General features: G+C 70.8%; 16 protein-coding genes. 11 read left to right on the forward strand and 5 right to left on the reverse strand.

The genetic code is table 11. The features are described from left to right. Positions 1–327: 327 nt before the first annotated feature. Together AB0I21_RS29890 and AB0I21_RS29895 are read right to left on the reverse strand one after the other, a co-directional pair. Positions 328–1,485, reverse strand: coding sequence for a lyase family protein (locus AB0I21_RS29890; protein WP_360566216.1), 1,158 nt, complete (start codon positions 1,483–1,485; stop codon positions 328–330). Positions 1,486–1,687: 202 nt separating this feature from the next. Beyond that, complete coding sequence (locus AB0I21_RS29895) at positions 1,688–2,002, reverse strand: hypothetical protein (RefSeq protein ID WP_344502995.1); 315 nt, start codon at positions 2,000–2,002, stop codon at positions 1,688–1,690. 88 nt (positions 2,003–2,090) lie between these two features. On the opposite strand from AB0I21_RS29895, the gene AB0I21_RS29900 reads away from it, so the two are divergent. The 3 genes from AB0I21_RS29900 (at position 2,091) to AB0I21_RS29910 (ending at position 3,721) form a co-directional block, all read left to right on the forward strand. Beyond that, positions 2,091–2,456, forward strand: a complete 366-nt coding sequence (locus AB0I21_RS29900; RefSeq protein ID WP_360566125.1) for a VOC family protein — start codon at positions 2,091–2,093, stop codon at positions 2,454–2,456. A 64-nt stretch (positions 2,457–2,520) separates the two neighbouring features. Continuing rightward, positions 2,521–3,237, forward strand: a complete 717-nt coding sequence (locus AB0I21_RS29905) for a DUF4184 family protein (protein WP_360566127.1) — start codon at positions 2,521–2,523, stop codon at positions 3,235–3,237. Further along, the gene (locus AB0I21_RS29910; protein ID WP_344502992.1) at positions 3,188–3,721 is read left to right on the forward strand and encodes a GNAT family protein; all 534 of its coding nucleotides are present in this window, start codon (positions 3,188–3,190) and stop codon (positions 3,719–3,721) included. The genes AB0I21_RS29905 and AB0I21_RS29910 overlap by 50 nt, the downstream gene beginning before the upstream one ends. 163 nt (positions 3,722–3,884) lie before the next feature. On the opposite strand, the gene AB0I21_RS29915 is transcribed toward AB0I21_RS29910, so the two are convergent. Further along, on the reverse strand, positions 3,885–4,832 hold the full coding sequence (locus AB0I21_RS29915) for a COX15/CtaA family protein (protein WP_360566217.1): 948 nt from the start codon (positions 4,830–4,832) through the stop codon (positions 3,885–3,887). Positions 4,833–5,721: 889 nt separating this feature from the next. Here AB0I21_RS29915 and AB0I21_RS29920 point away from each other — a divergent pair. The 8 genes from AB0I21_RS29920 to AB0I21_RS29955 all read left to right on the forward strand — a co-directional run bounded on the left by AB0I21_RS29920 (position 5,722) and on the right by AB0I21_RS29955 (position 12,204). Next, positions 5,722–6,459, forward strand: coding sequence for an ArsR family transcriptional regulator (locus tag AB0I21_RS29920; RefSeq protein ID WP_360566219.1), 738 nt, complete (start codon positions 5,722–5,724; stop codon positions 6,457–6,459). Next, a complete protein-coding gene (sufB, locus tag AB0I21_RS29925; RefSeq protein ID WP_360566129.1) occupies positions 6,456–7,862 on the forward strand; it encodes a Fe-S cluster assembly protein SufB in 1,407 nt (468 codons plus the stop codon). Before AB0I21_RS29920 ends, sufB begins: the two co-directional genes overlap by 4 nt. Before the next feature lie 82 nt (positions 7,863–7,944). After that, the gene (sufD, locus tag AB0I21_RS29930) at positions 7,945–9,081 is read left to right on the forward strand and encodes a Fe-S cluster assembly protein SufD (RefSeq protein WP_360566131.1); all 1,137 of its coding nucleotides are present in this window, start codon (positions 7,945–7,947) and stop codon (positions 9,079–9,081) included. Further along, entirely contained in the window at positions 9,078–9,404 is a 327-nt protein-coding gene (locus AB0I21_RS29935) for a non-heme iron oxygenase ferredoxin subunit (protein ID WP_344502987.1), read from the forward strand. The genes sufD and AB0I21_RS29935 overlap by 4 nt, the downstream gene beginning before the upstream one ends. Beyond that, entirely contained in the window at positions 9,401–10,180 is a 780-nt protein-coding gene (gene sufC, locus AB0I21_RS29940; RefSeq protein WP_354888140.1) for a Fe-S cluster assembly ATPase SufC, read from the forward strand. The genes AB0I21_RS29935 and sufC overlap by 4 nt, the downstream gene beginning before the upstream one ends. A gap of 7 nt (positions 10,181–10,187) precedes the next feature. Further along, positions 10,188–11,435 carry a cysteine desulfurase gene (locus tag AB0I21_RS29945; protein WP_360566133.1) on the forward strand — a complete coding sequence of 416 codons (1,248 nt, stop codon included), beginning with the start codon at positions 10,188–10,190 and terminating at the stop codon, positions 11,433–11,435. After that, a complete protein-coding gene (gene sufU, locus AB0I21_RS29950; RefSeq protein WP_344502984.1) occupies positions 11,432–11,881 on the forward strand; it encodes a Fe-S cluster assembly sulfur transfer protein SufU in 450 nt (149 codons plus the stop codon). The genes AB0I21_RS29945 and sufU overlap by 4 nt, the downstream gene beginning before the upstream one ends. After that, the gene (locus tag AB0I21_RS29955) at positions 11,878–12,204 is read left to right on the forward strand and encodes a metal-sulfur cluster assembly factor (protein WP_360566135.1); all 327 of its coding nucleotides are present in this window, start codon (positions 11,878–11,880) and stop codon (positions 12,202–12,204) included. Before sufU ends, AB0I21_RS29955 begins: the two co-directional genes overlap by 4 nt. Positions 12,205–12,255: 51 nt before the next feature. On the opposite strand, the gene AB0I21_RS29960 is transcribed toward AB0I21_RS29955, so the two are convergent. After that, positions 12,256–12,816 carry a permease-like cell division protein FtsX gene (locus tag AB0I21_RS29960; RefSeq protein ID WP_360566137.1) on the reverse strand — a complete coding sequence of 187 codons (561 nt, stop codon included), beginning with the start codon at positions 12,814–12,816 and terminating at the stop codon, positions 12,256–12,258. After that, complete coding sequence (locus AB0I21_RS29965; RefSeq protein WP_360566139.1) at positions 12,813–13,310, reverse strand: sigma-70 family RNA polymerase sigma factor; 498 nt, start codon at positions 13,308–13,310, stop codon at positions 12,813–12,815. Before AB0I21_RS29965 ends, AB0I21_RS29960 begins: the two co-directional genes overlap by 4 nt. Positions 13,311–13,317: the final 7 nt, after the last annotated feature.

Consider the following 13,317-nt stretch of genomic DNA (forward strand, 5'->3'; position numbering starts at 1 on the left):
ATAGCTGCGTGCTGCGTCCCGTAGCCGCGCGCCGGACGCCTTCCGACCCTCCGCGACGGGGCCGGCTGGGATGATCGCGGCTGCGCGCCGCGTTCCGTAGCTGCACGCCGCATCCCGTAGCTGCGAATCGCATTCCGTAGTCGTGCGCCAGGCGCCTTCCGACCCCCGCGACAGACGTTGGTCAATGCCCCCGTATGTGGCTTCTGTGCCATCGGCGGTGCGCGATCCACCCACAAGATGATCTGGCGGGCTCAGGTGGTGAGTGCACCGTCTATCCGAGGGCGCGGCGCGGTGTGACGGGTCGTGAGGACTGCGGGCGGGGAGTCGTCAGGGGGACTTCGTGTGTGCCTGGAGGGCGCGGTCCACCAGTACACCGGCGGCATCGGCGGCATCGTCGGTCGTCCCGGACGCGGTGGTGGCGCGGGCCAGGTTGGCGCGCATGACGTCGGGGTGCACGAGGAGCCGCTCCAGGGCCACGCGCAGCCACGACGCGGCCGAGCCGGTGCAGACGAGCAGCTCGCGCAGGGGGCGCCACTCGGCGTGCCAGGCGCCGGCGGCGCGTTCGTGCTCGTGGGCCATCGCGGCGAGGAGGTCGGCGACGAGGCCCGGCGCGGACGCGGCGCTGCCGAGGGCGCAGACGGCGGCGACGGGCTTGCGATCATGCGGCGCCGCCGACGAGCCGGCGGCGACGGAGGCCTCGTCGACCTCGTCCTGCGCCATCAACGTCAGGTCACGGGCGATCTTCGCGACGGTCCCGGCCGCGCCGCCGAGAGCGCCGGCCAGCTCGGCGACGCGGGTGCGCTCGGTGTGCCAGGGCACGACGGGCTCGGCGAGGCCGAGGAGCGTGGCGAGGGACTCGACGACGTCCGGCCCGTCGTCGCCGAACGGGGCGAGGGTCCCGGCCGCGCCGCCGAACTGCACCGCGAGGCGCTCCCGCCGGACCTGTTCGAGCCGGCGGCGGGCGGCGTCGAGGCCGGTGAGCCAGCCGGCGGCCTTCAGGCCGAACGTGGTCGGCACGGCCTGGCGCAGCAGCGTACGGCCGACCATGCGGGTGTCGCGGTGCTCGCGGGCGAGGCGGGCGGCCTGGTCGGCGCAGGCGGCGAGGTCGGCGAGCAGCGGCCGCAGCGCCTGCGCGGCGACGAGCATGCCGGCGGTGTCGAGGATGTCCTGGCTGGTGGCGCCGAGGTGCACGGACGGCCCGGCGGGACCGGCGAGCGTCCGCAACCGCTCGACCAGCGGCACGACGGGGTTGCCGCTGGCGGCGGCGCGGGCACCGAGGTCGGCGGCGTCGAAGTGCTCGGGCCGGGCGCAGCCGGCGATCGCGTCGGCGTCGGCCTGGGGGATGAGCCCGCTGAACGCCTGCACCTGGGCGAGCGTCGCCTCCACCTGCAGCATCGCGGTCAGCCACGCGTCGTCGCCGACGGCGGTCGCGACCTCGCCGCGGGCCAGGACGCCGTCGAACAGGGCGGAGGAGGACGGTTTCATGCTCACCTTGGTGGACTCTATCGAGCAGGCCGGGGGCGCAGACCTACATCGTGAGCTTTCGCAACGCGGCCGGTCCGCCCCGGCGCGCGGTGCGCCCGTGCGCGGCCCGGGTCATGGCGACGGTCATGATCTCGCCGGCTCACCACCACCCGGGCCGCGGCACGCTTTGCCCGCCCCCGGATCGCGGACCGGGGCGGACGCGCTAGAGGAAGTCGGTGAACCCGGGACGGAAGCGGTCGTCGGGCTTGCCGAACGTCGTGAACACCAGCCCGCCGCGCGGCTCCACCCCGGGCAGATGCTCTGTCATGCGCTGCTGCTCAACGACGCATGCCAATGCCTCTTGCAAGTCCGACTCGAGCTGGTGGACCGCCTCTTCGAGGTCCTCTTCCTTGCGTGACCAGTCGATATCGGCCTCGCGAAGCTGCTGACCGGCCAGTTTGGCGATCACGTCGGGGTCGTTGACCGCGACTTCCAGGCGGCAGTAGATCTGCATGATGAGCGGTTCCGGTTGCCCCATTGCAGTAGCGTTACACATGAAGATTCGTATACAAAGAACGTGCAGATGAATTTACAGCCCGGCAATAGATGGGGCTAAGGTCTTGCGGATGGCGTCATTTCTCCGCAACGTTGCTTTCGACTGCGCCGACCCGTACGCGCTCGCGACATTCTGGGCCGAGGTCATCGGCCACCCCGTCCACCCCGACTGCTCGCCGGGCGACGCCGAGGTCGTCATCGAGCCGGAGAGCGGACCGAGGTGGTACTTCCAGGCGGTACCAGAGCCGAAAACGCTGAAGAACCGCGTGCACGTGTGCCTCCGGCCCGGCGACCGGGACCGCGAGGCCGAGATCGAACGGCTGCTCGCGCTCGGTGCGACCCTCGCCGACGACCGCCGCGAGCCCGACGGCACCGGCTGGGCGGTCCTGCAGGACCCGGCGGGCAACGAGTTCTGCATGACCCGTCCACATTCGTGAAGGTCGTGTGGAACTGCGGTGCAGGCCCGCCGGATCCGGCCGCCGGTGCGGCAGGGTCGGCGGTGTGCCATCGACCCTGCCGACCCACCCCCTGGCGGTCCTGCCCCTGAAGCTGTGGCGGCCGCGCTGGTTCGACGGCGTCGCGCTCGCCGTCGGCGCCACCGCACCCGACATCGCGTACGCGCTCGACGACGCCGTCACCATTCGCAGCCACACGATCGCGGCCGCCTTCTGGTGGGGGCTGCCCGTCACCGTGTTCACCGCGTGGCTGATCCGCCTCGGCGCCCCCGTCGTCGCGGCGCACCTTCCGGGGTCGCTGCCGGAGCTCGGCGTGCTGGGACGGGTCAGGCACCGGTGGTGGGTCACTGCGACCTCGGCGCTGCTCGGCGACGCCAGCCACCTGCTGTGGGACCTGGTCACCCACCCGCAGCCCGAGGTCATCGCGTCGTGGCGCCTGGTGCGCGACGTCAGCGACTACGCCGCGCTGCTCCTGCTGCCGTTGTTCATCTGGTACGTCCAACGCCGCCATCTGGTCAGGGAATGGCACGGGGCCGCACCGGTCGTGGCGCGGCGGCCGTGGCTGTTCTGGTCCTGCGCCGTCGAAACGTTCGCGGCCTGCGCGTTCGTCGTCGGCAACCTGCACTACGGCGGCCCGCACGTCTTCGTCGTCCGGCTGATCGTATCGGCGATGATCGCTCTGCTCACGGCCTGTCTGGCACTACACTTCGTGCGTGCTCCTGGAGACAGACCGGTTGCTGCTGCGGCGCTTCCACAGCGGTGACGCCGCCGCCCTCGCCGCCTACCGTTCGGACCCGGACGTGGCCCGGTACCAGTCCTGGGACGCGCCCTATCCGCTCGGCGACGCCCTCGCCTTCGTCGCGGAGACCGCACGCCTGGACCCCGAGCGGGAAGGCTGGTTCCAGTACGCCGTCGAGGGCCGCGACAACGGCCTGCTCCTCGGCGACGTGGGCGTCAACCGCGGCGACGGCGGCCGGCAGGCGGAGATCGGCTTCACGTTCGCGCCCGCGTTCCAGGGCCAGGGCTACGCCACCGAGGCGGTCGGGCGGGTCGTCCGGCACCTCCTGGTCGAGGAGGGCCTGCACCGCGTGCACGCGGTGCTGGACGCCCGCAACGAGCGGTCGGCCCGGCTGCTGGAGCGGCTCGGTTTCCGCCGGGAGGGGCTGCTCGTGCGGGCCAGCTACTGGAAGGGCGAGTGGACCGACGACCTGCTGTACGCCGTCCTCGCCGCCGAGTGGCAGGCGTAGCCCTTCACGCGGTGCTGCCCTTCACGCGCTGCTGCCTTTCACACGCTGCTCCTTTCACGCGGTGCTGCCGCTTACGCGGTGCTGCCGCTTACGCCGTGCTCGCCGTCGGGTGGGCGGCATAGGCGTTTACGCGGTGCTGGCTGCCGGGTGGATGGCGTAGGCGTTACGCGGTGCTCGCGTCAGGCTGTGCGTCGAGGACCAGCTGATCTTCGGTGGCCGCGCCACCGGCCGGCGCGCGACCGGGCGACACCGCCAGCAGCAACCCCAGCGTCGCCGCCCAGACCAGGCAGGCGCCCAGCATGTGGAGCAACACGACCGGCCAGGGCAATCCCGTAAAGTATTGGACAAACCCGATAATTCCCTGCGCCAGCTCGACGGCGAGCAGCAGGGCGGCGGCCCGGGTGACCCGCAGCGGCGCCCCCAGCGCCCGCAGGCCGAACCACAGCGCGATCGTGAGCCCGACCAGGACAAAAACCGCATCCCCGTGCAATTGCGACACCGTCGCGGGGTCGAACCCGGTCCGCGCCGCCTTCGTGTCGCCGGAGTGCGGCCCGCTGCCCGTCACGACCGTCCCGAGCACCAGCACCACCGCCGAAACCGCCGTGATCACGATCCCGGCGCTCCTGATCGCCCGCGGCGCGGTCCACCGCGGCGGCACGTCACGCGTGCGGTGCCAGAACACGTACGCCAGCGCGATCAACAGCATCGACGCCAGGAAGTGCGCCATCACCGTCCACGGGTTGAGCGCCATCCGCACGGTGATCCCGCCCAGCACCCCCTGGAACGCGATCCCCGCCATCATCCACACGCCCGCGGCGAGCAGCCCCGGCACCCGCTGCCGCTGCCGCCACGCCGCCGCGAGCGCGACCACGGCGATGAGCCCGAGCACGAACGTCAGCGTCCGGTTGCCGAACTCGATGATCCCGTGATGCCCCATCGCCTGGGTCGTCACGTACGACTCCTCGGTGCACCGCGGCCACGTCGGGCAGCCGAGCCCCGACCCGGTCAGCCGGACCAGCCCGCCCGTGCACACGATCCCGATATTCGCCACCAGCGACGCGAGCGCCGCCCGTCGCAGCACCACCGGCCGATCGAGCAGCGACAACACCATCCCCAACACCCGGCCGATACTACGCGCGGCTACATATCACCCCCGCCGCGGTCCGGCCCACACCGCCGCCCGCCACTTCCGCCCCGCCGGCGGCGCCTCGCCCCCGACGCCCGCCACCGACGCCCACCACCGTCCCGCTACCGCTGATGCCCCGTCGCCGTCCGTCCCGACGCCACCGAGCCTGCCGCCACCGTCTGCGACCCACCGCAGCCGGCCCAGCTGCCGGCGTGCTGGTCTGGCCGTCCCTGCCCGTCCCACCGCCCGCGTCTCCGTCCGGTCGTCCACGTGCTGGTCCCGCCGTTCCGCGTGCCGCCACCCCCACGTCCCGCCACCCGCATGTCCCGCTACTTACGTTCCGCCACCCCGCGTCTCGCTACCCACGTCCCGCTGTCCACATGTTCGTCCTGGCTGCCCACGTGCTTGTCCGGACGTCCATGTGGTGGGGCGGCTGCCCGTGGGTGGGTTCGCCGTCCCGGTCCGCCGCTGCCGCCCGTCTCCGCTGGTCGGGCTGCTCAACGGGGGCAGGTCGGAGGGTGTTCCGAGCTCGGTGGTGCCGTGTCCGAGCGTGATCTTGCTACCGCGCGCGGGTGTGCGGGTGGTGGCGACGTCGAGGGAGTTGGTGGTGGCGGCACCGGGTCGGGGTCGCGCTTCACGAAAGGCGTCACGGGCCGGTGTCGGTGGCCGCTCCGCTTTCAAAGCAACCGTACTCCCGCCGTCCTAATCGGACAGCGATAAGTATGGTCGCGCCGCTACGAACCGTTATAAGGCCTGCTCGATAGCCGGACGTTCAGCTAAGGGGAGCCTTACCTTCCGTGCGTTGGATCACCCGTAGGGCGGTTTGCCTGCGTCAGACGAATTACGTAACGTTGGTGTTGTGAAAAACGCGGAGGTGGCGCAGCAGGGGTCTGCCGTCGCTGACGCGTGCCCGCCGCTCGACGTGCGCACCCGTGACCGGGTCACGGAGTTGTTGCTGCAGCAGGGGTCGGCGACGGCGACCGAGCTGGGGCTCGCTCTCGGGCTGAGCGCGGCCGGGATCCGTCGGCACCTCGACGCGATGCTGGCCGAAGGCCTGGTGGAGAGCCGGGAGCGGCCGGACCGCGGGCGCCGCGGGCGCGGGCGGCCGGCGCGGGTGTTCACGCTGACCGCGGCGGCGCGTGAGACGCTGCCGCACACCTATGACGACCTCGCCGCGTCCGCGCTGCGATGGATTGCCGAGCACCACGGCGAGGCCGCGGTCGCCGCGTTCGCCATGGCGCAGGTCGCCGGGCTCGAGGAGCGTTGCAAGGCCGCCATGGCCGAGGCCGGCGACGACCCGCTCGCCCGCGCCGAGGCGCTCGCCAAGGCGCTGACCGCGGAGGGCTACGCCGCCGGCGCGACCACCATCGCCACGGGTGGCCAGCTGTGCCAGCATCACTGCCCGGTGGCGCACGTCGCCGCCGAGTTCTCGCAGCTGTGCGAGGCCGAGACCCAGGTCATCTCCCGCCTGGTGGGGACCCATGTCCAGCGGCTCGCGACCATCGCCAACGGTGATGGTGTCTGCACCACGCACATCCCGGCGCCGGTCCCCGGTGCCAGATCCGATAATGCCCGTCAAATTCGGCAAAATAGGCAAAGGAACGTGAGATGACCACCGCCGATCAGCTTGCCGGTCTCGGCCGGTACGAGTACGGCTGGGCCGACTCGGACAGCGCCGGTGCCGCGGCACGCCGCGGCCTCAACGAGGACGTCGTGCGCGACATCTCGGCGAAGAAGAGCGAGCCGCAGTGGATGCTCGACCTGCGCCTGAAGGGCCTGCGCCTGTTCGACCGCAAGCCGATGCCGGCCTGGGGCGCGGACCTGTCGCACATCGACTTCGACAACATCAAGTATTTCGTCCGCTCGACCGAGAAGCAGGCGGCGAGCTGGGAAGACCTTCCCGACGACATCAAGGCGACCTACGACAAGCTCGGCATCCCCGAGGCGGAGAAGCAGCGCCTCGTCGCCGGTGTCGCCGCGCAGTACGAGTCGGAGGTCGTCTACCACAAGATCCGCGAGGATCTCGAGGAGCAGGGCGTCATCTTCCTCGACACGGACACCGCGCTGCGTGAGCACGAGGACGTGTTCAAGGAGTACTTCGGCACCGTGATCCCGGTCGGCGACAACAAGTTCGCCTCGCTCAACACGTCGGTGTGGTCCGGCGGCAGCTTCATCTACGTGCCCAAGGGCGTGAAGGTGGAGATCCCGCTGCAGGCGTACTTCCGGATCAACACCGAGAACATGGGCCAGTTCGAGCGGACGCTGATCATCGTCGACGAGGACGCGTACGTCCACTACGTCGAGGGCTGCACCGCGCCGATCTACTCGTCCGACTCGCTGCACTCCGCGGTCGTGGAGATCGTCGTGAAGAAGGGCGCCCGCTGCCGGTACACCACGATCCAGAACTGGTCGACCAACGTCTACAACCTGGTCACCAAGCGGGCCGTGTGCCACGAGGGCGCGACCATGGAGTGGATCGACGGCAACCTCGGCTCGAAGGTCACGATGAAGTACCCGGCGGTGTACATGCTGGGCGAGCACGCCAAGGGTGAGGTCCTGTCGGTCGCGATGGCCGGCGAGGGGCAGCACCAGGACGCGGGCGCCAAGATGGTGCACGCCGCGCCGCACACGTCGAGCACCATCGTGTCGAAGTCGATCGCCCGTGCCGGCGGCCGGACGAGCTACCGCGGTCTCGTGCAGGTCCTGGAGGGCTCGCACCACTCCCGGTCGACGGTGAAGTGTGACGCGCTGCTCGTCGACACGATCTCCCGTTCGGACACGTACCCGTACGTCGACATCCGCGAGGACGACGTGTCGATGGGGCACGAGGCGACGGTCTCGAAGATCAGCGATGACCAGCTGTTCTACCTGATGTCGCGCGGCCTCACCGAGGACGAGGCGATGGCGATGATCGTGCGCGGCTTCATCGAGCCGATCGCCAAGGAACTGCCCATGGAGTATGCGTTGGAGCTCAACCGGCTCATCGAGCTGCAGATGGAGGGCGCGGTCGGATGAGCGGCCAGCGAAGCGGCTCGGGCCGCTCATCGTGTGTCAGTTTTGGCTCAGGCCGACGCTGGAGCGAAGCGGAGGCGGCGGAATGAGCGCACCCGTCCTTGTTCCCCCGAAGACCCGCGCGCAGCAGGTCCGCTCGTTCGACGTCGCCGACTTCCCCGCCCTCACCGGGCGGGAGGAGGAGTGGCGGTTCACCCCGCTCAAGCGCCTGCGAGGGCTGGCGACGGGCGGCGCCGACGCACAGGGCGTGACAGCGCCGAAGGCGGAGACGCTGCAGCTGCCGGAGGGCGTGACCGTCGAGAGCACCGAGCGGAAGCTCGGCGAGGCACTGACCCCGTTCGACCGGATCAGCGCCCTCGCCGCAGGCGGGGCCACCGAGACGCTGGTCGTGTCGGTGGCGGCCAACGCCGTGCCGGAGACCGCCGCCGTGGTGCGGCTCGTCGGCTCGAGCACCGAGGTCGCGTTCGGCCACACCGTCGTCGAGGTCGGCCGGCTCGCCGAGGCGACCGTGGTGCTGGAGCAGGTCGGCTCGGTCACGCTCGCCGACAACGTCGAGGTGCTCGTCGGCGACGCGGCCAGGCTCACGCTGGTCACGGTCACCGACTGGGACGCCGACGCCGTCCAGGCGCAGCACGTCCGGTTCCGGCTCGGCCGGGACGCGAAGGTCACGCACGTCCAGGTCACGCTCGGCGGCGACCTGGTCCGGCAGTACACCAGCGTCGACTACACCGGTCGCGGCGGCGAGATCGACGCGTTCGGGCTCTACTTCGCCGACGCCGGGCAGCACATGGAGCACCGGCTGCTCGTCGACCACTCGGTCCCCGACTGCCGCAGCTACGTCGCGTACCGCGGCGCGCTGCAGGGTCAGGAGGCGCACACGGTGTGGGTCGGCGACGTGCTGATCCGGGCCGAGGCGACCGGCACCGACACGTACGAGATCAACCGCAACCTGGTGCTGACCGACGGGGCGCGTGCCGACTCGGTGCCCAACCTGGAGATCGAGACCGGCGAGGTCGCCGGCGCGGGCCACGCCAGCGCCACCGGCCGGTTCGACGACGAGCAGCTGTTCTACCTGATGTCCCGGGGCATCCCGGACGAGCAGGCGCGCAAGCTCGTGGTCCGCGGCTTCTTCGCGGAGCTGCTGCACAAGATCCCGGTCGAGTCGCTGCGCGACCGGCTGGGCGAGGCCATCGACGCACGTCTCGAGGCGGCCGGCACGTGATCCGAGTGTGTGCGGCGGCCGAGGTGGGCAAGGGGACGGTGCGGCAGGTCGAGGTCGAAGGGACCGAGATCGCGCTCGTCCACGCCGACGACGACAACTTCTACGCCGTCTACGACGAGTGCTCGCACGCCGCGGTCGCGCTGTCGGAGGGCGAGGTCGAGGGCTGCACTCTGGAGTGCTGGCTGCACGGCTCGCGCTTCGACCTGCGCACCGGCGAGCCGACCGGCCTTCCGGCGACCGAGCCGGTCCCGGTCTACCCCGTCGAGATCCGCGACGGCGACGTCTACATCGACTTGAATCCCAGTAACGGAGTGACGAAGTGAGCACGCTGGAGATCAGCAACCTGCAGGTGTCGGTGAAGCTGCCTGACGGTGAGCTGAAGCCGATCCTCGCCGGGGTCGATCTGACCGTCGGGGCGGGGGAGACCCACGCCATCATGGGCCCCAACGGCTCGGGCAAGTCGACCCTGGCGTACTCGATCGCCGGTCACCCGCGCTACCAGGTCACCGGTGGTTCGGTGACCCTCGACGGCCAGGACGTGCTGGCGATGACCGTCGACGAGCGGGCCCGCGCCGGCCTGTTCCTGGCGATGCAGTACCCGGTCGAGGTCCCCGGCGTGTCGGTCGCCAACTTCCTGCGGACCGCGAAGACCGCGATCGACGGTGAGGCTCCGAAGCTGCGCACCTGGGCCGGCGAGCTGCGCGGCGCCATGGAGAAGCTGCAGATGGACCCGGCGTTCGCGCAGCGCAACGTCAACGAGGGCTTCTCCGGCGGTGAGAAGAAGCGGCACGAGATCATGCAGCTGGAGCTGCTCAAGCCGAAGATCGCGGTGCTCGACGAGACCGACTCCGGCCTCGACATCGACGCGCTGCGCATCGTCAGCGAGGGTGTCAACCGGGTCCGCGAGAGCGGCGACACCGGCCTGCTGCTCATCACGCACTACACGCGGATCCTGCGGTACATCAAGCCCGACTTCGTGCACGTGTTCGTCGGCGGGCGGATCGTCGAAGAGGGCGGGCCGGAGCTCGCCGAGCAGCTCGAGGCCGAAGGCTACGAGCGCTACCTGGCCGGTGCGGGACCGGCGACGCACCACGCTTAGGGGAATCATGAACGCGCTGGATGTCGACGCCGTACGGAAGGACTTCCCGATCCTCGATCGGGAAGTCAACGGCAAACCTCTCGTCTACCTCGACTCCGGGAACACGTCGCAGAAGCCTCGCCAGGTGATCGACGCGGTCCGGGAGCACTATGAGCTGCACAATGCCAACGTCGCCCGGTCCGTGCACACGCTCGGCACCGAGGCGACCGAGGCGTTCGAGGGCGCCCGCGAGAAGGTCGCCGCGTTCGTCGGCGCCGGCACCGCCGCCGAGATCGTGTTCACGAAGAACTCGACCGAGGCGATCAACCTCGTAGCGCACGCCTTCACGGCGCACGCCGACGACCCGCGCCTGCGGATCGGTCCCGGCGACGAGATCGTCATCACCGAGATGGAGCACCACTCCAACATCGTGCCGTGGCAGCTGCTCGCGCAGCGCACCGGCGCGACGCTGCGCTGGTTCGGGCTCACCGACGAGGGCCGGCTCGACCTGTCGGCGATCGACGAGATCGTCAACGAGCGCACGAAGCTCGTCTCGGTGGTCCACTACTCCAACATCCTCGGCACGATCAACCCCGTCGACGTCCTCGTCGCCCGGGCCCGGCAGGTCGGCGCGCTGGTGCTGCTCGACGGCTCCCAGTCGGTGCCGCACATCCCCGTTGACGTGACCGCGCTCGGCGCCGACTTCGTCGCGTTCACCGGTCACAAGATGCTCGGCCCGACCGGCATCGGCGGGCTGTGGGGCCGGTTCGAGCTGCTCGACGCCATGCCCCCGTTCCTGGGCGGCGGTTCGATGATCGAGACGGTCGCGATGACCGGCTCGACGTTCATGCCGCCACCCGCCCGCTTCGAGGCCGGCACGCCGCCGATCGCGGAGGCCGTGGGTCTGGGCGCAGCCGTCGACTATCTCAGCGCCGTCGGCATGGACGCGATCCAGGCGTACGAGAAGCAGCTCACCGCGTATGCCCTCGACGCCCTGACCGCGACGCCGGACGTGCGGATCATCGGCCCGACCACGACGGAAGAGCGCGGCGCGACGATCTCCTTCACCGTCGACGGCGTCCACCCGCACGACGTCGGGCAGATCCTGGACGACGAGGGCGTGCAGGTCCGGGTCGGACACCATTGCGCCCGCCCGACCTGCGTGCGCTTCGGGGTGCCGGCGACCACGAGGGCGTCGTTCTACCTGTACACCACGACCAACGAGATCGATGCGCTGGTCCGCGGCCTGGAGCGGGTGCGGAAGGTCTTCGCATGAAGCTGGACCAGCTCTACCAGGAGATCATCCTGGATCACTACAAGCGGCCGCACGGCCGTGGCCTGCGCGAGCCGTTCGACGCCGAGGCCCACCACGTCAACCCGACCTGCGGCGACGAGGTGACCCTGCGCGTGTCGATCAAGGGCGACACCGTCGCGGACGTGTCGTACGAGGGCGTCGGCTGCTCGATCAGCCAGGCGTCCGCGAGCATCCTGCACGAGCTGCTCAAGGGCGGCACCGTGCAGGAGTCGCTGCGGCGGCACGAGGCGTTCACGGAGCTGATGGGCGGCCGCGGTCAGGTCGAGCCCGACGAGGCGGTGCTGGAGGACGCGGTGGCGTTCGCCGGCGTGGCGAAGTACCCGGCCCGGGTGAAGTGTGCCCTGCTGGCGTGGATGGCGTACAAGGACGCGCTCAGCCGAGCCGTCCCGAGTGAGGAGAAGGCATGACCGCGGTGCTCGCCGACATCGAAGAGGCGATGAAGGACGTCGTCGACCCGGAGCTCGGGATCAACGTCGTTGACCTTGGCCTGGTGTACGGCATCCACGTCGACGAGGACAACGTCGCGACCCTCGACATGACGCTGACGTCCGCGGCGTGCCCGCTGACCGACGTCATCGAGGACCAGACCCGCCAGGCGCTGTGCACCGGCCCGGGCGGCGGCCTGGTCAGCGACATCCGGATCAACTGGGTGTGGCTGCCGCCGTGGGGCCCGGACAAGATCAGCGACGAGGGCCGCGACCAGCTGCGCGCCCTGGGCTTCAACGTCTGACGAGACGTTTCGGCGAAGAGCGATCAGCGAAGAGCGATCAGCGAAGGGCGTTCAGCGGGGCTTGGTCGGCGTGGCGGTCTTGCAGGAGCAGATGTAGTCGAAGTAGCCGTGCAGGCCATGGATCCGCTGCTCCACCACGTCGGCCTCGCGCACCTTGGCGACCCGGAAGCGGAACGCCTCGGGGAGCTGATCGACCTTGGTCGCCGCGACGAGGTCCGGCGCGTCGCTGAACTCGACCTTGAACCGCTCCCAGGCCTCCTCCCTGGTCTCGTAGGCCAGGCAGTAGACCTCGGGGGAGCTGCGCAGCGCCAGGTCCAGCTGCTGTTTCTGCTCCTCGGTGACGTCGCTCTTGAGGAAGAGCGCCACGTTGTGGCCGGGCCGGTCGCAGTCCGGCCCGGCGGCCATCTGCGCCGGTCCGTCGCCGGGCAGCAGGCGCCACGTGACCGCCCCGGCTCCGGCGACGGCCAGGGCCAGGACCGCGGCGCCGGCGGCCATGTGCCGGCGCCTCCTGCGGGCGGCGCCCGTGTGCACGGCGGCGACGCCGTCGGGGCGGATCGTGTCGTGGGCGAGCTCGTACTCGGCGCGGAGCGCGTCGTGCAGCTGCTGGTTCATCGGTGTGCCTCTCGGAAGTCGTCCAACATGGCCGCGAGGGACTGCCGGGCCCGGTACAGCCAGGTGCGCACCGTGCCCTCACGGACCCGGCACAGCTCGGCGATCTCCGCCACCGGCAGCCCCACCAGGTAGTGCAGGACCACGGCGCGGCGCTGGCCGTCGGGCAGCGCGGCGAGCGCGTCGCGGATCGCCACGCCGTGCCCGCCGTGCTCGTCCGGGCCGGGCACCAGCTCGAGCCTGGCGCCGCGTTGATGTCGCAGCGCGACCCGCAGGCGGCGCAGGCGCGACGTGGCGAGGTTCCACGCGACGCGGCGGATCCACGTCGCGGGCTCCTCGTAGCGGCTGATGCGGTCCCAGCGCTGCCAGGCGCGCACGAACGCCTCCTGGGTCAGGTCCCGCGCCTCGTCGAGGTCGCCGAGGTACACGCTCAGCTGGGCGGCGATCTGCCGGAACTGCAGCGCGTAGCACTCGGCGAACCCTTCGGCATCCCTCATGCCGACA

The organism is Dactylosporangium sp. NPDC050588, assembly GCF_040654975.1.
Classification (GTDB): domain Bacteria; phylum Actinomycetota; class Actinomycetes; order Mycobacteriales; family Micromonosporaceae; genus Dactylosporangium; species Dactylosporangium maewongense.